Genomic DNA, 19,630 nt, shown 5'->3' on the forward strand with positions numbered 1-19,630 from the left:
GTTCGCCTCGCGTCATTCCGTGGATACCGTGGATGGCGTGGATAGCGGGTCGCCTTCGTCGCGCAAGGCGGCGCGCAACGTGTGCCACGCAAGCGTCGCGCACTTGATGCGCGCCGGAAACTCGCGCACGCCCGCGAGCACCGCGAGCTTGCCAAGCCCGGCCTCGTCGTCGAGCGGCCGGTCGGCGGGCGCTGTCGCCATCGCGTGAAAGCGCTCGAACAGCGCGTCGACCTCGGCCTCGGTGCGGCCCTTGAGCGCCTCGGTCATCAGCGAGGCCGAAGCGGTCGCGATCGCGCAGCCCGCCCCCTCGAAGCCGACATCCTTGACGATGCCGTCTTCGACGCGCAGATACAGCGTGATGCGGTCGCCGCACAGCGGGTTGTATCCTTCGGCCCGACGATTCGCGCCCGGCGGCACATGGCAGTTCCGCGGCCGCCGGTAGTGGTCGAAAATCGTTTCCTGGTATAACTCGCGAAGCTCGCTCATAGCGGAAATATCTCCTGCACGCGCGCAAGGCCCTCGACGAGCGCATCCACATCGGCGCGCGTGTTGTAGAGCGCGAATGATGCGCGCACCGTAGCCGGCACGCCATAACGCGCCATCACCGGCATCGCGCAATGATGGCCGGTGCGCACCGCCACGCCGCACTGATCCAGAATCGTGCCGATATCGTGGGCGTGCGCGTGCGCCATCACGAACGACACGATGCCCACTTTCTCCTTCGCCGTGCCGATCATTCTCAGGTTCGGCACCTCGCGCAGCGCATCGCTCGCATAAGCGAGCAGATCGGCCTCGTGCGCACCCGCGACTTCCACGCCGATCGCACTCACGTAATCGAGCGCCGCCGCCAGTGCAATGGCGCCCGCGATATTCGGCGTGCCGGCCTCGAAGCGCCACGGAATCACGTTGTATTCGGTCTTTTCGAAGCTCACGCTGCGAATCATGTCGCCGCCGCCTTGCCACGGCGGCATCGCCTCCAGCAAGTGCGCCTTCGCGTAGAGCGCGCCGATGCCGGTCGGCCCGTAGACCTTATGCCCGGAAAACACATAAAAATCGCAATCGAGCGCGGCCACGTCCACAGGCAAATGCGCGATCGCCTGCGCGCCGTCGATCAGCACCGGCACGCCGCGCGCGTGCGCGAGCTCGATCAGCCGCGCAATGGGGTTGATGGTGCCGAGCGCGTTCGATGCGTGCGTGATCGCGGCCATGCGCGTGCGCGGGCCCAGCATCCGCTCCCAGGCGTCGATGTCGAGCGTGCCGGTGTCGTCGATGGGCACGACCTTGAGCGCCGCGCCGGTCTGCGCGCAGACCATCTGCCACGGCACGATATTCGAGTGGTGCTCCATCGCGCTGATGAGAATCTCGTCGCCGGGACCCACGCGGGGCCGGACATGGCTCTGCGCCACGAGATTGATCGCCTCGGTGGTGCCGCGCACATACACGATCTCTTCGGCACGCGCCGCATGGATGAACCGCGCGATGCGCAGACGTGCGCCTTCATAGGCATCGGTGGCGCGCTGCGAAAGCAGATGCACGCCGCGATGCACATTCGCGTTCGCCTGCTCGTAATACGCGCGCTCCGCCGCGATCACGGACTCGGGCTTCTGCGTGGTCGCGCCGTTGTCGAGATATACGAGCGGCACGCCGTGCACGCGTTCTCGCAGAATCGGAAAGTCGCGCCGCCAGCGCGCCACCGTTTCCTCGTCTGGAATCCTTACGGGTTCGACCGGTTTCATGCGAGTCCCCGCAGATGCTCGCCGCCAGGCACGCGCGCGAGCAACATTTGCGTGAGCCGCTTGCGCAGCGCGGCGCTTTCCACGCGGTCCACGCAGGCGCGCGCGAACGCCCACACCAGCAGCGCGCGCGCCACGCGCTCTTCGATGCCGCGCGAGCGAAGGTAGAACAGCGGCGTCTCGTCGAGCTGGCCCACAGTCGCGCCGTGCGTGCATTTCACGTCGTCGGCGTGAATCTCCAGTTGCGGCTTCGTGTCGATTTGCGCATCGCGCGAGAGCAGCAGATTGTCGTTGCCCTGGTGCGCGTCCGTCTGCTGCGCGTCCGGGTGCACGATCACGCGCGCGTCGAACACGCCGTGCGATGCGCCGTCGAGCACGCCGCGGTAGTACTCGCGGCTCGTGCCGCGCGGCTGCGCATGATCGATGCGCGTATGGTGGTCCACATGCTGCCTCGCGCCCACCAGATACAGGCCGTTCAGATCGGCGCGGGCATCGGCCGCGTCGAGCCGCGTCTCGATCTGCGTGCGCGAGAGCGCGCCGCCGAACGCGAACGAATGCGAGGTGAAGCGGCTCGCCCGCCGCTGCGCAACGTCCACATCGGCAATATGGAACGCGCTGCGCGCTTCCTGCTGGATGCGGCAATGCTCGACCTCGGCTTCGCTGTCCGCGACGATCTCGGTGGCGACGTTGACGAAATACGGTTCATCGGCGATTCCGGCGAACTGCTCGACGATCGCGCAGCGCGCCCCCCGCTCCGCCTGCACGACATTGAACGGATGCATCGCGAGGCCCGCTTCATCGGCGAAAAACAGCACATGGAGCGGCGCGCTCATCACCGCGCCTTCCGGCAGCACGACCACGTAGCCGTCGCTGAGGAACGCGCCGTTCAGCGCCGCGAAGCCGTCGCGCAACTCGCGCCGCGCCATCACGGCATGGAGCCGCCCTGGCATCTCGCGCATCGCCTGGCGCAGGCTGCCCACCCAGGCGCCCGCGGGCAAGTCGGCGAGCCGGGAAAGCTTCGGCACGCAGCGGCCGTTCACGAACACGAGGCGACTCGCGGCTTCATCCGGCACGAGATCGCCCACCAGCCCGGCGATGCCGCCCAGGTCCGCGGGCGCGGGATGCGCGGGCGCGAAATGCCAGCACGGTTGGGCGATGGGCGTCACGTTGGTGTACTTCCACGCTTCGAGCTGCGTGCCCGGAAAGCCCAGCGTCTCGAAGCGCTCGAACGCGTGCCGCCGGGCGCTGCGCAGCCACGGCAGCTCGACGCCCGGCAGCGTCTTCACCGTTGCGCGGAAAGCGTCGCGGTAATAGTCGCGCAGCGCTTCGCTCATGGCTGCTCCTCGCGCGATTCGCGACTGAGCCAGCCGTAGCCCTTGCGCTCCAGTTCGAGCGCGAGTTCATGCGGGCCCGAGCGCACGATGCGCCCCTCGGAGAGCACGTGGACATGATCCGGCACCACGTAATCGAGCAGGCGCTGATAATGCGTCACCAGCACGATGGCCCGGTTCGGGCCGCGCATCTGGTTGATGCCGCGCGCGACCACCTGGAGCGCGTCGATGTCGAGGCCCGAATCGGTCTCGTCGAGAATCGCCAGGCGGGGCGCGAGCACGGACATCTGCAGCACCTCGTTGCGTTTTTTTTCGCCGCCCGAGAATCCCTCGCTGACGCCGCGCGAGAGCAGGCTTTCGTCCATCTGCATGTCCGCGAGCTTCTGCTTGATGAGCGCGAGAAATTCCATGGCGTCCAGTTCCGGCTCGCCGCGCGCCTTGCGCTGGGCATTGAGCGCGGCCTTCAGCAGATATGCGTTGCTGACACCAGGAATTTCCACCGGATACTGGAAAGCGAGAAAGACGCCCCGGCGCGCTCGTTCGTCGGGCGCGAGCGCCAGCAGGTCCTCGCCGTCGTAGAGCACGCTGCCGCCCGTCACCACGCACGGTGCGCGCCCGGTCAACACATGCGCGAGCGTGCTCTTGCCCGAGCCGTTCGGGCCCATGATCGCGTGAACCTCGCCGGCATTCACGCGCAGATCGACGCCGCGCAAAATCGGCTTGCCGTCCACGTCGACACTCAAATTGCGGATATCGAGCATCCTGTTTACCTCTCTCAGCCCACGCTCCCTTCGAGACTCACGCCCAGCAGCTTCTGTGCCTCCACGGCGAATTCCATGGGCAATTCCTTGAACACATCCTTGCAAAAACCGTTGACGATCATCGACACCGCGTCTTCTTCCGAAAGCCCGCGCTGCATGCAATAGAACAACTGATCCTCGCCGATGCGCGACGTCGACGCCTCGTGCTCGACCTTCGCGCTCGCATTCTTCACCTCGATATACGGAAACGTAAAAGCACTGCACCGGTCGCCGAGCAGCAACGAATCGCACTGGCTGTAGTTGCGCGCGTTCTGCGCCGAACGGCCCATTTTCACGAGTCCGCGATACGCGTTCCTGCCGCGCCCTGCGGAAATGCCCTTCGAAAGAATCGTGCTGCGCGTATCGCGCCCGAGGTGAATCATCTTCGTGCCGGTGTCGGCCTGCTGGTAATGATTGGTGAGCGCCACCGAATAAAATTCGCCAATCGAGCGGTCGCCGCGCAGGATCACGCTCGGGTATTTCCATGTGATAGCGGAGCCGGTTTCCACCTGGGTCCACGAAATTTTGGCGTTGGCTTCGCGGCAGTCGCCACGCTTGGTCACGAAGTTATAGATGCCGCCACGCCCCTGCTCGTCGCCCGGATACCAGTTCTGCACCGTCGAATAGCGGATCTGCGCGCCTTCTAGCGCCACCAGTTCCACCACGGCCGCGTGCAACTGGTTTTCGTCGCGCATCGGCGCGGTGCAGCCTTCCAGATAGCTCACGTACGCGCCCTTGTCGGCCACGATCAGCGTGCGTTCGAATTGCCCCGTGTTGCGCGCGTTGATGCGGAAATACGTGGACAGCTCCACGGGGCAGCGCACGCCCGGCGGGATATAGCAGAACGAGCCGTCGCTGAATACCGCGGAATTCAACGTGGCGAAGAAGTTGTCTGTGTACGGCACCACCGAGCCGAGATACTGCCGCACGAGTTCCGGATGCTCCTGCACCGCTTCCGAAAACGAGCAGAACACGATGCCGAGTTCGCCAAGCTGCTTGCGAAACGTCGTGGCCACCGAGACGCTGTCGAATACCGCATCCACGGCCACGCCGGCCAGCACCTCGCGCTCGCGCAGCGGCACGCCGAGTTTTTCATAGGTGCGCAGCAGTTCCGGATCGACTTCGTCCAGGCTCTTCGGCCGCTCGCCTCGCGTGTGCGGCGCCGAATAGTACGCAATGGATTGCCAGTCGATGGGCGGATGCTCGACCGTGGCCCAATGGGGCTCGCTCATCGTGAGCCAGTGCCGGTACGCGGCCAGCCGCCATTCGAGCATGAATTCCGGCTCGTGCTTGCGCGCCGAAATCAACCGGACCACGTCTTCGGAGAGCCCGCGCGGCAAGGTGTCGGACTGCACGTCGGAGACGAATCCATGCTGGTATTTGCGCCGAACCCATTCGTCCATTCCGGTCGCGCTTTGACTCATGTGGACCTCCGCATTGCTCGGAGACCGCTCGCGAAGCCACGCTGCCATGACGACTGGCGGCCTCGAGATTATTACGGTCTCCTGTTCACTCTTACTGTCCATTGTAGAGCCGCGCTCAAGACCCTGGCGGACTCAGGGTCTCCACGCTTATGAAGCCAACTACAAAACGGGTCACATCGAAATCACCCCGCCTCGCATTAAATAGGGACCCAGTATTGCCTGTCGCAACAACTCAGGCGCGACAACGCTGGCGTGTGCTCCCAATGCGCCGCCGCGCCCGATGGCCTCCTACCCGCGCGGCGTCAGGCAAAAATCAGCGACGGTTCGACCCCGACACCACATCCACCCACACGGCGAGCACGAGAATGCCGCCCTTCACGATCATCTGCCAATAGGCGTCGACGTCCAGCATCGACATGCCGTTGTCGAGGCTCGCCATCACGAGCGCGCCAATCAGCGCGCCATACACCGTGCCCGAGCCGCCTCGCATCGACGTGCCACCGATGAAGCACGCCGCAATCGCATCGAGCTCGCCCATGGTGCCCGCCGAAGGGGACCCCGCCGCCAGCCGCGCCGTGTTCACGATGCCCGCCACGGCGCACATGAGGCCCATGAGCGCGAAGATGGCCAGCTTCACGCGGTTGGTGTTGACGCCCGAAAGGCGCGTGGCTTCGAGATTCGAGCCCACCGCGTAGATGCGGCGGCCAAACACGGTTTGCGTGGCGACCCACGTGAAGACGCCGAGCAGCGCGAGCAGCAGGAGCACCGGCACGGGAATTCCGCCGTAGCTGTCCAGCATCACGACGAACGCCAGCACGATCGCGCCGGCACCGACGATCTTCATGCCGTCCTGCCACAGCGGCACCACGCTCAAGCCATAGCGGCGCCGGTTCGCGCGCTGGCGCACCGTCAGCACCGCCAGCAGCACGAACAGCGCGAGCGCGAGCGTGTCGCCGGCAAGGCGCGGCAGATAGCCTTGCCCAATGAACACGAACGAATCGGACACGGGCGCAATTGTCGAGCCCCCCGTGATACCGAGCAGCACGCCCCGAAACGCGAGCATGCCGCCCAGCCCGACGATGAACGAAGGCACGCGCCGGTAGGTGGACCACCAGCCGTTGAAGAGTCCCACGAGCACGCCCAGCACGAGCACAACCGGCACGCTCACGCCGATGGGCCAATGGCGGTTCACGTCGAGAATGGCCGCCACGCCGCCCAGCAGGCCAAGCAGCGAGCCCACCGAAAGGTCGATCTCGCCGGCAATGATCACGAATACCATGCCGCACGCAAGCATGCCGGTGATCGACATCTGGCGCAGCAGGTTCGAAACGTTGCGTGGCGTGACGAACGCACCGTGCGTGAGCATCGAGAAGAACACCCATATCGCGGCCACGGCGAGCAGCAATGCAAGAATCTTGTAGCGCGCGAACAGTTGCTGAAAACGCAGCGCGACGCCGCTGCCGCCGGGCAACTGGTCTTCGCGCGCACCTTGAGTCGTGATATCGGGGGTCATGCAGCACTCGCTTCGCTGGATTGGGCGCGCGCGCTCTGGATCGCCGCGCCGAGAATGTGTTCCTGGGTCAGGGCGTCGTTGACGAAGTCGCCGCGCACCTCGCCCTCGCCGATCACGAGCACGCGGTCGCTAATGCCGAGCACCTCCGGCAACTCGGACGACACCATCACGATCGCCACGCCACGCTTCGCGAGCTGGAACACGAGCTTGTAGATTTCGTATTTGGCGCCGACGTCCACGCCGCGTGTCGGCTCGTCGAGAATCAGCACCTTCGGGTCGGTGAGCAGCATTTTCGTGAGGACTGCCTTCTGCTGGTTGCCGCCCGAGAGGCTCGCGATCGAAAGCATGGGATTCGCCGCGCGCACCGAAAGGCGCTCCATCTCGTTGCGGATGGTGCCGAGCTCCGCCGCGGCGTCGATGCGGCCATGCCGCGTGAAACGCTCCAGCACCGCGAGCGTGATGTTGTGCCCCACGCCCAGTTGCGGCACGATGCCGTGGCGCTTGCGGTCCTCGGGCACCATGGCAATGCCAGCGCGTATCGCATCGAGCGGCGAGCGGATCTTGAGAGGTTTGCCTTCGAGCAGTAGCGTTGCCGAGCTGGCACCCGGATACGCGCCGAAGATCGCCTGCATGATTTCCGTGCGGCCCGCGCCCACAAGCCCCGCGACACCGAGTATCTCGCCGCGCCGCACCGTGAACGAAACGTCGTCCACGCGTTTGCGGCGCGGATTCGTCGTGTCATGGCAGGTGACGTTGCGCGCTTCGAAGACGACCTCGCCGATCTCGTGCGGCTCGCGCGGAAAAAGGTTCTTGATCTCGCGGCCCACCATCATCGCAATGACGCGATCGGTCGTGAGCGAGGCCATCTGCTCCGTCGCCACGTGCTTGCCGTCGCGGATCACGGTGACGGTGTCGCACACCGCCTCCACTTCGTCGAGCTTGTGCGAGATGTAGACGCAAGCCACGCCGCGCCGCTTCAGATCGCGCACGATGTCGAGCAGAATCTTCGTCTCGGCTGCCGTGAGCGAGGAAGATGGCTCGTCGAGGATCAACAGCTTCGCGCGCTTGTTGAGCGCCTTCGCGATCTCGATGAGCTGCTGGTGCCCGCCACCGTAATTCATCACCGGCTGCGCCACGTTGATGGCATCGATATTGAGCTCGCGCAGCAGTTCGTCGGCGCGCCTGTACATCGCCGCATAGTTCATGCGACCGCCGGGCAGCGTGATCTCGTTGCCGAGAAAGATGTTCTCTGCCACCGAGAGCTCGGGCACCAGCATCAGTTCCTGATGAATGATGACGATGCCCGCGTCCTCCGTGTCGCGCACGCCAGCCGCCCTGAGCGGCTGGCCTTCCCAGCGGATCTCGCCGCCCCACGTGCCGTATGGGTGGACGCCCGAGAGCACCTTCATCAGCGTGGATTTGCCCGCGCCGTTCTCGCCGCACAGCCCAACGCACTCGCCGGGCCGCACCGTAAGGTCGATGCCGTCGAGCGCCTTCACGCCGGCAAAGGACTTGACGATGCCGCGCATCGTCAGCAAAGGCTCAGTCATACGCTTTCAACCTTTCCTTTCAGCATTGCTTTTCCGCTCCAACCGCGTGCCCCGCCTTCATGGGCCGCGCGCTTTCGCCAGCCGCTCGTGGCGGCCCGACACGCGGGCCGCCACGCCTGCCGGCTCACTGGCTGGCCAGTTGCGCCTGCGTATAGAAGCCGTCCTTCACGACCACGTCCACGTTGCTCTTCGTGAGCAGCGTGGGTTGCAGCAGCACCGTGTCGACTTTCTTCTTGCCGTTGTCGTATTGCGCGTTGTACGCGGGCTTCTGGCCCTTCGCGAGATTGACGGCAAGCCTCGCCGCCTCGCCCGCGATAAGCTTCAGGGGCTTGTAGACCGTCATGGTCTGCGTGCCCGCGATCACGCGCTTGACGGCGGCGAGGTCCGCGTCCTGGCCCGAGACCGGCACCTTGCCCGCGAGATGCTGCGCCGCCAGCGCCTGGATCGCGCCGCCCGCAGTGCCGTCGTTCGACGCGACCACTGCATCGATCTTGTTGTTGTTCGCGGTGAGCGCGTCTTCCATGATGCGCAGGGCCGTCGAGGCACTCCACTCCGGCACCCATTGCTGGCCGACCACCTTGATGTCGCCGCGATCGATCGCCGGCTTGAGAACATTCAGTTGTCCTTCACGCAGCATTTTGGCGTTGTTGTCGGTGGGCGCCCCGCCCATCAGGAAATAATTGCCCTTGGGCTGCACGTTGTAGACGCCCTGCGCCTGCAGCTCCCCCACCTTCTGGTTGTCGAAGGAAATATAGGCATCGACATCGGCATCGAGAATCAACCGGTCGTACGACACAACCTTGATGCCAGCCTTCTTCGCTTCCGCGACCACGTTGCCGAGCGTCTTCGAATTGAACGGTACGATCACGATCACGTCCACGCCGCGCGAGATCAGGTTTTCGATCTGCGAGATCTGGCGCTCCTCGCTCGCGTCGGCCGACTGCACCGAGACCTTCGCGCCGAGTTTTTCGGCAGCGGCAACAAAGTAATCGCGATCGCGCGACCAGCGCTCCACGCGCAGGTCGTCGATGCAGAAGCCGATTTCCGGATGATCCTTGCTTGCATGGGCAAGCGGCGCAGCGAGCGTCAGGCTTGCGAGCACCGCGCCGCAGATCAGCGACCCCAGAACCGAACGACGTTTGGCAAACTTCATGTCTCCACTCCTCGTGATGTCGTGCGCCGACAGCGCATGGCCCGCCGGCACATCGTTGCGTGATCGAATAACCAGCATATGAGCGCACGCGCGGACTTACGGCCAGGCTCGTGCTGAGCCCCGCGTGCGGAAACGACGCGGCAATACCAGGCAATACCAGGCAAAAAACCGAAAACAACATGCAACAGCGGGTCCAGCGATGCGCCGCACGCACAGAATGTGCCGCGCGGAGTCCTGCGCCAGCGCCGTGCTTTCAGGCGCCTGATGCGAATACGGGTGCGAGTGCGCGATAGAGCGCGTGAAAGGTCGGTCGGCGCGCCTCGCGATACCATGCGTGCAGCGTGGCGTCGGGCTCCCTCACGGCCAGCACCGGCGGCTGCGGACAAACCGCATCGAGCGGTGCTCCGGGTTCGAGCGCGAGATGCGCAAGGCGCGCGGCCCCAAGCGCCGGACCGACTTCCCCTCCCGCTCGCAGCGTGAGCGCCCGCCCGCAGATATCGGCGAGCATCTGCGTCCACCACACGCTACGCGAGCCCCCCCCAATCACCGTGATGGTTTCGGGCACGAGGCCCGTTGCATGCAGCGCTTCCATGCCGTCGAGCAGGGCAAAGCCCACGCCTTCGAGCGTCGCGTTGGCGAGATCCGCGCGCGTGGTCCGCGGCGTCATGCCATGGAACACACCCTTCGCGTTGACGTTGTTGTGCGGCGTCCGCTCGCCGCTCAGGTACGGCAAAAACCACGGTCTGTGCGGATCGAGCCCGGCATTCGAGTGCGCTTCGGCCTCGGCAAGCAGCGCGGAAACCGTCTCGTACCCCGTCAGGCGCGCAGTGAAATCGAGGCAACTGGCTGCATTGAGCATCACCGACATGAGATGCCATGTGCGCGGCAACGCGTGGCAAAAGCTATGGACCGCGGAATCCGGGTTCGCGAGAAATCCATCCGAGACCGCGAAATAAACGCCCGAAGTGCCCAGCGAAAGCATTGCGTCGCCGGGCCGCACGATACCTACACCCACCGCGCCCGCCGCGTTGTCGCCGCCGCCCGCGACCACTGGAATCTCACGCAGTCCGAACTCGCGTGCGAGTTCAGCGCGCAACGTGCCAGTGACTTCATTGCCCTCGAAAACCTCGGGCATGTGTGAGCGCGTGAGACCACAGGCCGAAAGCAGCGCCTCGCTATAGTCGCGCTTCGCAACGTCGAGCCAGAGCGTGCCTGCGGCATCGGAAGGGTCGGTCGCGAGCACGCCCGTCAGGAGCCAGCGCAGATAATCCTTCGGCAGCAACACGTGCGCGATGCGCGCGAATATTTCCGGCTCGTGCTTGCGCACCCATAGCAGCTTGGGTGCCGTGAAGCCCGGCATGGCGAGATTGCCCGCTACCTCATGGAGTTCGGGCACGGCCCTCTCCAGCTCGATACATTCGGTATCCGAACGACCATCGTTCCAGAGTATCGCGGGGCGCAGCACCTCGCCCTTCGCGTTCAGCAGCGTCGCTCCGTGCATCTGACCAGTAAGGCCGAGCGCCTCGATGCTCGCGGTGTCGATGCCGTTGCGGCGTACCTCGTCGAGCAACTCGCGCAGTGCGGTGCGCGCCGCGCGCCACCAGTCCTCCGGCGCCTGTTCGGACCAGCGCGGCTGCGGCCGGCTGACGGCAAGCGGCGCGCTCGCGCTGGCGATCACGTCGCCGGCGCGCTCGAGCAACACCGCCTTGACACCCGATGTGCCGAGGTCGATACCGATAAACATGTCTCCATCCTTTCTTGTGCATGCCGGTGCTTGCGCGCTGCTACGCGCCCGCAGCATCGGCATTGTCTTGCTGCGCGCTCAGCGTTAGCCGTATATCGCCTGGTTGACGACGTTTTCGAGGCGCTCCTGCTGGCCGCTCGCATGCTGTGGATTGAGGCCACGAGCGGCGGCATCCGCGGCCAGCGACGAAAGCGCATAACCGCCGGCAAGAATCTTGCGGCCGAACTCAGTGTCCCAGCCCGCGTAGCGCTGCTGCTTGAACTGCTGGAGACGATCGTTCTCCACCAGTACCGCCGCGCGCTCGAGCGCAAGGGCGAGCACGTCTATCGCACCAACGTGACCGTAAAACAGGTCTTCAGGGTCCACGCTTTGACGCCGCACCTTCGCGTCGAAGTTCATGCCGCCGGTGGTGAAACCCCCGTGCCGCAAGATCTCGTAAAACGCCAGCGTGAGCTCCTCCACGCTATTCGGAAACTGATCGGTGTCCCAGCCGTTTTGAGGATCTCCGCGGTTGGCGTCCACGCTGCCGAACACGCCCAGCGCGTGCGCCATCGCAATCTCATGATGGAACGAATGCCCCGCGAGCGTGGCATGATTCGCCTCGATGTTGACGCGAATTTCGTTCTGCAGTCCGTATTGCGTCAGGAATCCATGAACCGTTGCGACGTCGTAATCGTACTGGTGCTTGGTGGGCTCCTGCGGCTTCGGCTCGATCAGCAGCGTGCCCTTGAAGCCGATGCGCTCCTTGTGCTCGACCACCATCGCGAGAAAACGCGCGAACTGCTCGCGCTCGCGCACGAGATCGGTGTTCAACAGCGTGTCGTAGCCTTCACGGCCACCCCAGAGCACGTAGTTTTCGCCGCCGAGCTTTTGCGTGGCATCAAGCGCATGACATACCTGGGTCGCTGCATAGGCAAAGACTTCGGGATTCGGACTGGTGGCCGCGCCGCCCGCGTAACGCGGATGCGAGAACAGATTGGCCGTACCCCACAACAGCTTCATGCCGCTCGCCTGCTGCTTTTCGCCGAGGTAATCCACCATGCGCGCGAAGTTCTCCTTGTAGTCCTTCAGGTCACGGCCCTCGGGCGCGACGTCGGTGTCGTGGAATGTGTAGAACGGCACATGGAGCTTCGTGAAGAACTCGAACGCAGCATCGGCCTTCTGGCGCGCCCGCTCCATTGCTTCACCAGGCTGCTGCCACGGCCGGTGAAAGGTGCCCTGGCCGAAGATGTCGACGCCCGGCCACACCAGCGTATGCCAGTAGCACACGGCAATGCGCAAATGGTCCTCCAGCGTCTTGCCGAGCACCTTCTTCGTGCGATCGTAGTGACGATAAGCAAGTGGATTGTCCGATTGCGGACCCTCATAGCGAATCGGCGGAATAGCTTCGAAATACGACATGTCGTCTCCTTGGTCGATGCACAGCGAGCGCTTCAGCGCTTTGCGCTCCGCTCCCATGCAGGGCGGTTATGTTGCGGCGCAGCGGCAAGCGCCCGTCGATGTGGCCTCATACTGCCCGCCGGGGGCGAAGGGCGGCAATTACGAAATTTCGCGAGGCAGATAACGTTTCCTGCCAGCCCCCTCGCCGGCGCGGGCGTGCGGCTCGCACTCGGCCTAGAATAGCCAGACGCTTAAAAGGAACCCGTACGGCATGCCATGACCCGCGCCACCGCTTCCCAGACATCGCACCGCATCGCGCTGCTCTTCAATGCGAACAAGGTGTACGACCGCGAGATCATCGCGGGCATTGGCCACTATCTGCGCTCGACGCGCGTCGCCTGGGACCTCTTTCTCGAAGAGGATTTCCGCTGCCGGCTCGCGGGCATCGAGCGCTTCGAGGGCGATGGCATCATCGCTGATTTCGACGACCCCGCCGTCGCCGAAGCGCTGCGGGGTTCACCGCTTCCGGTGGTGGCGGTCGGCTCGTCGTACGAAGACCCGGCCCAGTACCCCACCGCGCTGCCCTATATCGCCACCGACAACAGAAAGCTGGTCTCGCTCGCCTGGACGCACCTGATCGGCGCGGGGCTGCCGCATCTCGCCATGTACAGCCTGCCCGCCGCACTGGAGAACCGCTGGGCGCAAGAGCGCGAGCGGGCCTTCCAGGCGCTCGCGCATGCCGAAGAGATGGACGCGCCGATCTATCGCGGCCTCGCCACGAGTGCACCGTCCTGGAACCAGGCAATCGAGCAGTTGAGCGCGTGGCTCCATACGTTGCCCAAGCCCGTTGGCGTGATCGCGGTAACCGACGCCCGCGCACGGCATCTGCTGCAAGCCTGTCTGATGCACGGCATTGCCGTGCCGGAGCAGGTGGCGATCATCGGCATCGATAACGACCCGCTCACACGCACGCTCGCGCGCATCCCGCTTTCCTCGGTGATCCAGGGCACGGCGGAAATGGGCAAAACGGCGGCGCACCTGCTGCATCAAATGCTGGGCGGTGCACGTTTTCCGGGACGGCGCATTCTGGTGCCGCCCGTCGGCATCAATGTGCTGGAGTCGACGAAACATAAACCCCTGTCGAGCCCGCACGTCATGCGTGCAAGACACTTCATCCGCCAGTACGCGTGCCAGGGTATCAAGACCGAGCAGGTGGCCGACTACGTAGGCGTTTCGCGTTCGTCGCTGGAAGAATATTTCCGGCGCGAGTTGCATTGCACGGTCCACCAGGAAATCCTGCGGCACAAGCTCGATGCCGCGAAGGCAATGCTCGCGAGCCACGACGCGTCGAGTGCGGAAGTGGCCATCCGTTGCGGATTCACGTCGCTCCAGTACATGTATGCGGTGTTCCGGCGCGAACTGGACTGCACGCCGCGCGAATACCAGGACAGCGTGAAGCCATCGTCGCCCCCTGCGTCTTCTGCCACGCGCGCCGCATGCACTTCAACTTCCTGATCCGGCTTTCGGCCGATTCGACTTTCACGACTCACGCCTCATGAACAGCCCTCTTCCAATGAGCCAACTGAACTCCGAACTGTGGGGCGCGCTACCCGGCGGCGATGCCTGCCGACTCTACACACTGCGAAATGCGCAGGATATGAAGGTGACGATCAGCGACCTGGGCGCCACGCTGGTTAGCTGGTATGCGCCCGACCGCGCAGGGCAGCTTGCCGATATCCTGCTAGGGCACGACACTCCGGCGGAGTACCACGCGGCCACCACCTACATGGGCGGCCTGGTGGGCCGCTGGGCCAACCGCATTGCCGGCGCGCGCTTCACGCTCGATGGGATCGATTACGCACTCGATCGCAACGAGAACGGCAATTTATTGCACGGCGGCGCAAACGGCTTTCACCGGGCGCTGTGGCAAGTCGCGGACGAGCGCGGCGCCCTGCTGTTGCGGCTCGAGTCGCCCGAAGGCGACGGCGGCTTTCCCGGCAATGTGAGCGTGCAGGTGCGCTATACGCTCGACGACGACGGCACGCTCACGATCGAGTACGAAGCCGTAACCGACGCGCCCACGCCACTCAGCTTGACGAGCCACGGCTATTTCAACCTCGGCGGCGAGCCGGGCTCGGACATTCGCGGCCACATCCTCACGATCGATGCCGACGCTTATCTGGAAGTCGATCCCATGTTGATCCCCATCCGCGTGGCGGAAGTCGGCGGCAGCGCCTTCGACTTCCGCCATGGCGCACCGCTGGGGGCGCGGCTCGACTGGCCGCACGAGCAGCTTGCGCGCGCGGGCGGCTTCGACCATTGCTACGTTCTGCGCGATGCCGCCCAGGCAGGCCACGCACCGGCCATGCGCACCGTGGCGAGCCTCTACGAGCCAGGCAGCGGACGCGAGCTCACGGTTGCGACCGACCAGCGCGGCCTGCAGTGCTATACGGGGAATTATCTGGAAGGCCAGCCGGGGCGCCACGGCACGCCGTGCGTCCGCCACGCGGGCCTGTGCCTGGAAGCGGGCGCGCTCCCGAACCAGATCAATATGGGCGCACCGGAGCGCGATGAAGTGGTGTTGCGCCCTGGCGGCACCTACCGCCAGGTCACGCAATACAGGGTGGGCGTGCGCGCCTGAAATGGAATGCAGGCGCGGGCACCAGGAATGCCTCGTTGATCATCGGCGCGCGAATACGGTTCACGACATGACCCCGCGAGTTCCGTGCCTCGTCGCAAACGTTCCGGACTCTGTGGCGGCACCATCCAAGCTCAGCAGGCAAACCCCGCACCCTGTCATATGCGGCATTCCGTTCCTCGACAAATCGCTGTCGGGTTCGGTGCAAACATAGGGTTGTTTGCTGATGCTCATCCTCAGGCGGCGCAAACCCCATTTTCGGGCAACTACGTGCGTTGCGTCCGTGTCGCGCGGAAGGTTCGGACTCGTGCCGCGAAATTTTCTTTGACAAACACTCTTAAGATATATATCTTAAGACATGTTTTAAGATACTCAGAGAAGGAGGCCTCATGCGCCACCATCACGCTATTGGCTATTTTTGGCGCCAAGGCGCCGCCGGCCACGCCTGTTTCGACCCTTTCGCAGACGATGATCGCCTCGGCGTTCGCTTCGCCATGCGCCACCCCATGCATGCGCTGCGCCACGCCATGGGCCGCCATCGCGGCGGCGGCCCCGGTGATTTTGGCGAAGGCTTCGGCCGCGGTTTCGGCGGCTTCGGAGAAAATGGCGACGGTTTCGGACGCGCCCGCAAGTTCACCTCCGAAGATTTGCAGTTGATGCTGCTCGTGCTGCTCGCCGAGCGCCCGAGCCACGGCTATGAACTCATCAAGGCGCTCGACGCGCGCTCGAACGGCTTCTACAGCCCGAGCCCCGGCATGGTTTACCCGGCGCTCACCTACCTCGAAGAACTCGGTTACGTCAGCGTCGCGCTCGAAGGCAATCGTAAGCGTTACGAATTATCCAAAGAGGGCCGCGCGCATCTGGACGCCAATCGCGACCGCGCCGACCTGATCCTCGCGAAGCTCACGCATTTCGGCCGCAAGATGGAAGTCATGCGCCGCGCGCTCGCGGGCGAAGATCCCGCTGAAGGCACCGGCTGGGTGCGCGAACTGATCGAAGCGCGCCGCGCGCTCAAGCGCGCCCTGCTGCGCCGCACGGACGTCTCGCCCGACGAGCAGCGCCGCATCGCTGCCATCCTCGCGCGCGCCACCCGCGAAATCGAAAACGGCGAGGAAGGCGGCGACGCTTGAGCCCGGCTCATCGCCCGTCACCCCATCGCCTTATCGGAGTCATTGATGCAAAACCCGAGCCCCCTTGAAGTCGTCCGCGTTCGACATCCGTTGAAGTTTCGCCTGCTGCGCGTCGCGCGCGTCACAGCGCTTTCACCCGCGCTGGTGCGCGTGACGCTCACCGGCGACCTGAGCGACTTCGTGTCGGCGTCGTTCGACGATCACCTGAAGGTGTTTTTCCCGCCCGCGGGCACGGAGAAGCCCGTGCTGCCGCATCTCGGACCCGACGGCATCGCCTTTCCCGAAGGCGTCGAGCGCCCCGCCGCGCGCGATTACACGCCACGCCGCTTCGATATCGCGGCTGGCGAGCTCGACCTCGAATTCGCGCTGCACGACGCCGGCCCCGCCACGGCATGGGCGGCACAGGCGCAGCCCGGCCAGTTCCTGGGCGTGGGCGGCCCGCGCGGCTCGATGGTGATCCCCACGGGCTACCACTGGCATCTTTTGATTGGCGATGAAACGGCGCTGCCGGCAATTCAGCGCCGCCTGACCGAACTGCCTGCCGGCGCGCGGGTGGCGGCGGTCGTGGAGGTGGCGAACCGCGCGGCGCGCATCGCGCTGCCGACCGAAGCCGACCTCTATGTGGTCTGGTGTTATCGCGAGGAATCCGAATCGGATCAGCCGCTCGTCGACGCCGTGAGCGAAGTCTGGCTGCCGCCTGGCGACGGCTATGTATGGGCCGCTGGCGAAGCCTCGGAGATTCGCGCCGTGCGCGCGCATCTGTGCAACGAACGCGGGGTCGACAAGAAGCGCATTCGCGCTTCGGCGTACTGGCGGCGCGGGGCGCAGGCGACGCATGAAGCGATCGAAGATTGAGTGCTTGCCGGCGCCCAGAACGACAACGCGCGGCGAACCTCCCGGTCCGCCGCGCGTCGCTCATTCAAGCCCGCTGAAACAAAACTCTCGCAGGCTCACCCCGCCCGCTTCTCCCTGCGCGCCCTCACCGCCTGCGCGAGCGACTCCAGTACCGGCTGCGTCTGCGCCCAGCTAATGCATGCATCGGTAATCGACACGCCGCGCTTGAGCGGCACGCCCGGCTCGAGGTCTTGACGCCCCTCTTCCAGATGGCTCTCGATCATCACGCCCACGATGCGCGATTCGCCGCCCGCCAGCTGCGCGCCGATATCGCGCGCCACCTCGATCTGGCGCTGGTGCTGCTTGCTCGAATTCGCGTGCGAGCAATCGATCATGACCTGCTCGCGCAGCCCGGCCTTCGCGAGCGCCGCCGCGCACGCCGCCACCGACGCCGCGTCGTAGTTCGGCCCGCTCTTGCCGCCGCGCAGAATCACGTGGCAGTCGTTGTTGCCGCGGGTCTCGAAGATCGCGGCCATGCCCATTTTCGTCATGCCCATGAACGCGTGGCTCGCGCGCGCCGCGACGATAGCGTCCGCCGCAATCTGCACGCCGCCATCCGTGCCGTTCTTGAAGCCGATCGGGCACGACAACCCCGAGGCCAGTTGCCGGTGGCTTTGGCTTTCCGTCGTGCGCGCGCCAATCGCGCCCCATGCCACGAGGTCGGCAATGTACTGCGGGCTCAGCAGGTCGAGGAATTCGGTGCCGGTGGGCAGCCCGAGCGCGTTGATGTCGAGCAGCAGCTGGCGCGCGGCGCGCAGCCCTTCGTTGATGCGGAAGCTGCCGTCGAGGCGCGGATCGTTGATATAGCCCTTCCAGCCCACGGTCGTGCGCGGCTTTTCGAAGTACACGCGCATGACCACGAGCAGATCGTCCTTGAGCCGGTCGGCTTCTGCCTTGAGCAGCTTCGCGTACTCGATGGCCTGGTCGTGGTCGTGGATCGAGCACGGCCCGACCACCACCACCACGCGGTCGTCGCGCTGCGCGAGCACCTCGCCGATCTGCGCGCGGCTCGTTTCCACGAGCGTCTGCGTGGCCTGCGGCACCGGCAGTTCGTCGAGCAGCAGTGCGGGCGAGATGAGCGGACGCACCGCGCCGATGCGCACGTCGTCGATGCGGGTGGAATCTTCGGTGGCGTCGGCGAAACCGACTTCCTGGTCGTGCTGCGGATTGTCGATACGGCTCAAGATTTTCTCCAGCATGGTGCACGGCGCAGCCGCCGCGCGAAGGGCAAGCCGCGATTATCGCACTGGCCGCGCGAACCGCTGGAATCCTGCGCTGGAATCCTGATGTGAAAGCGCCGGGCCGGGCGGTCCGGCACGGCGTCAATGAGCCTGCCCGCCCACCGGATAGCCCTTGCCCGCCAGCCGCCGCGCGATGCGCACGAGCGCGAGCCACTGCTGGGCGATCAGCCCTTCGCCGTAGTTCACACCACGCCCTTGCGGCGCGGGCAACTGCTCGCGGATGCCGGTAGGCTCCAGCGCCTTGTTCCACGAGGCGGTGCGGAACATCATGTCCCACCACGGAAACAGCACGCCAAAATTGCAGCCATAGCGCGTGCCTTCGTGGCCGTAGCCAATCGCGTGATGACGCCGATGAAACGCCGGGCTCACGAGCACGCGCTCGAGCAGCCAGCCGAATTCGAGCCGCGCGTTCACGTGCTGCACGCTTTGCAGGAAGTTGCTCACGGCGATGAGCACGACGAACTGCGCGGGCGGCACGCCAATGAACAACGAAATGCCCGCGAAGTACGCGGCCTGCGCGATATCGTCGATGAAATGATTGCGATCGTCGCACCAGAGCGACATCTGCTGCTGGCTGTGGTGCACCGCGTGCAGTTCCCACCACACGCCGACGCGATGCTGCCCGCGGTGATACCAGTAGCCCGCGAAATCGAGCACGACCAGGTAGATCAGGAACGACACGAACGGCTTGTCGGTCACGCCGGGCCAAAGGCTGTCCACTTCGATGTTCGGCACGTTGTGGATCGCCATCAGGCTCTGCCAGTGATTAAACAGCGGCGTGAGCATGAAGAAGAACGCGATGTTCAGGATGCCGAGCTTGGCGATCCACGTGTACCAGACGTCGGCGCGCAGCGCCTTGCGGTCGCCCCACGCCTCCGCCGGGCGCAGCGCTTCGAGCGGACGCAGCAGCAGGTACGACGCGCAGATCTGCAGCACGCCCACGATCACCCAGTAGAGCGCGTCGTAGGTGTCCTCGTCGTAGCCCATCAAGCCGACCTTGTAGAAGAGCGGCTGCACCACGTCCACGAACACGAGCGTCTGCAGCGTCGACACGAGGTTGTCGGCTTGCGCCAGCAGCGTATCAAGCATCTCGGGAGGC

General features: G+C 65.1%; 16 protein-coding genes and 1 pseudogene. 4 read left to right on the forward strand and 13 right to left on the reverse strand.

The genetic code is table 11. The features are described 5' to 3' along the window. Positions 1-12: 12 nt before the first annotated feature. From sufU to xylA, 10 genes are all read right to left on the reverse strand, one after another. The gene (sufU, locus tag P5W99_RS22200; RefSeq protein WP_421048015.1) at positions 13-486 is read right to left on the reverse strand and encodes a Fe-S cluster assembly sulfur transfer protein SufU; all 474 of its coding nucleotides are present in this window, start codon (positions 484-486) and stop codon (positions 13-15) included. Beyond that, on the reverse strand, positions 483-1,736 hold the full coding sequence (locus P5W99_RS22205) for a SufS family cysteine desulfurase (protein WP_434662974.1): 1,254 nt from the start codon (positions 1,734-1,736) through the stop codon (positions 483-485). Before P5W99_RS22205 ends, sufU begins: the two co-directional genes overlap by 4 nt. Further along, positions 1,733-3,067 carry a Fe-S cluster assembly protein SufD gene (sufD, locus tag P5W99_RS22210; protein WP_421025554.1) on the reverse strand — a complete coding sequence of 445 codons (1,335 nt, stop codon included), beginning with the start codon at positions 3,065-3,067 and terminating at the stop codon, positions 1,733-1,735. Before sufD ends, P5W99_RS22205 begins: the two co-directional genes overlap by 4 nt. Next, on the reverse strand, positions 3,064-3,825 hold the full coding sequence (gene sufC / locus P5W99_RS22215) for a Fe-S cluster assembly ATPase SufC (protein ID WP_434662976.1): 762 nt from the start codon (positions 3,823-3,825) through the stop codon (positions 3,064-3,066). Before sufC ends, sufD begins: the two co-directional genes overlap by 4 nt. Before the next feature lie 14 nt (positions 3,826-3,839). Further along, the gene (sufB, locus tag P5W99_RS22220; protein WP_421025556.1) at positions 3,840-5,288 is read right to left on the reverse strand and encodes a Fe-S cluster assembly protein SufB; all 1,449 of its coding nucleotides are present in this window, start codon (positions 5,286-5,288) and stop codon (positions 3,840-3,842) included. Between the two features lie 313 nt (positions 5,289-5,601). Further along, positions 5,602-6,801: a sugar ABC transporter permease gene (locus P5W99_RS22225; RefSeq protein ID WP_434662978.1), complete on the reverse strand. Its 1,200-nt coding sequence runs from the start codon at positions 6,799-6,801 to the stop codon at positions 5,602-5,604. Further along, positions 6,798-8,339 (reverse strand): D-xylose ABC transporter ATP-binding protein, encoded by a 1,542-nt coding sequence (gene xylG / locus P5W99_RS22230; protein WP_434664469.1) that lies wholly within the window; start codon positions 8,337-8,339, stop codon positions 6,798-6,800. Before xylG ends, P5W99_RS22225 begins: the two co-directional genes overlap by 4 nt. 136 nt (positions 8,340-8,475) lie before the next feature. After that, a complete protein-coding gene (gene xylF, locus P5W99_RS22235) occupies positions 8,476-9,504 on the reverse strand; it encodes a D-xylose ABC transporter substrate-binding protein (protein WP_434662980.1) in 1,029 nt (342 codons plus the stop codon). Between the two features lie 253 nt (positions 9,505-9,757). Further along, positions 9,758-11,248, reverse strand: coding sequence for a xylulokinase (xylB, locus tag P5W99_RS22240; protein WP_421025559.1), 1,491 nt, complete (start codon positions 11,246-11,248; stop codon positions 9,758-9,760). An 84-nt stretch (positions 11,249-11,332) separates the two neighbouring features. After that, complete coding sequence (gene xylA, locus P5W99_RS22245) at positions 11,333-12,649, reverse strand: xylose isomerase (RefSeq protein ID WP_421025560.1); 1,317 nt, start codon at positions 12,647-12,649, stop codon at positions 11,333-11,335. Positions 12,650-12,904: 255 nt separating this feature from the next. Here xylA and P5W99_RS22250 point away from each other — a divergent pair, with 255 nt between their 5' ends. Further along, positions 12,905-14,143, forward strand: coding sequence for a XylR family transcriptional regulator (locus P5W99_RS22250; RefSeq protein WP_421025561.1), 1,239 nt, complete (start codon positions 12,905-12,907; stop codon positions 14,141-14,143). A 40-nt stretch (positions 14,144-14,183) separates the two neighbouring features. Further along, a complete protein-coding gene (locus tag P5W99_RS22255) occupies positions 14,184-15,269 on the forward strand; it encodes an aldose epimerase family protein (RefSeq protein ID WP_421025562.1) in 1,086 nt (361 codons plus the stop codon). An 89-nt stretch (positions 15,270-15,358) separates the two neighbouring features. Here the strand turns inward: P5W99_RS22255 and P5W99_RS22260 are convergent. Then, a pseudogene (locus tag P5W99_RS22260) lies at positions 15,359-15,528 on the reverse strand (IS110 family transposase); the annotation flags it as partial. 127 nt (positions 15,529-15,655) lie between these two features. On the opposite strand from P5W99_RS22260, the gene P5W99_RS22265 reads away from it, so the two are divergent. Beyond that, complete coding sequence (locus P5W99_RS22265) at positions 15,656-16,396, forward strand: PadR family transcriptional regulator (RefSeq protein WP_421025563.1); 741 nt, start codon at positions 15,656-15,658, stop codon at positions 16,394-16,396. A gap of 45 nt (positions 16,397-16,441) precedes the next feature. After that, positions 16,442-17,251, forward strand: a complete 810-nt coding sequence (locus tag P5W99_RS22270; protein WP_421025564.1) for a siderophore-interacting protein — start codon at positions 16,442-16,444, stop codon at positions 17,249-17,251. Positions 17,252-17,346: 95 nt separating this feature from the next. On the opposite strand, the gene P5W99_RS22275 is transcribed toward P5W99_RS22270, so the two are convergent. Together P5W99_RS22275 and P5W99_RS22280 are read right to left on the reverse strand one after the other, a co-directional pair. Next, positions 17,347-18,474 carry a 3-deoxy-7-phosphoheptulonate synthase gene (locus tag P5W99_RS22275; RefSeq protein ID WP_421025565.1) on the reverse strand — a complete coding sequence of 376 codons (1,128 nt, stop codon included), beginning with the start codon at positions 18,472-18,474 and terminating at the stop codon, positions 17,347-17,349. Between the two features lie 138 nt (positions 18,475-18,612). Continuing rightward, positions 18,613-19,620 (reverse strand): sterol desaturase family protein, encoded by a 1,008-nt coding sequence (locus P5W99_RS22280; protein WP_421025566.1) that lies wholly within the window; start codon positions 19,618-19,620, stop codon positions 18,613-18,615. Positions 19,621-19,630: the final 10 nt, after the last annotated feature.

This window comes from Paraburkholderia sp. A3BS-1L, from assembly GCF_051125215.1.
Lineage (GTDB): Bacteria > Pseudomonadota > Gammaproteobacteria > Burkholderiales > Burkholderiaceae > Paraburkholderia.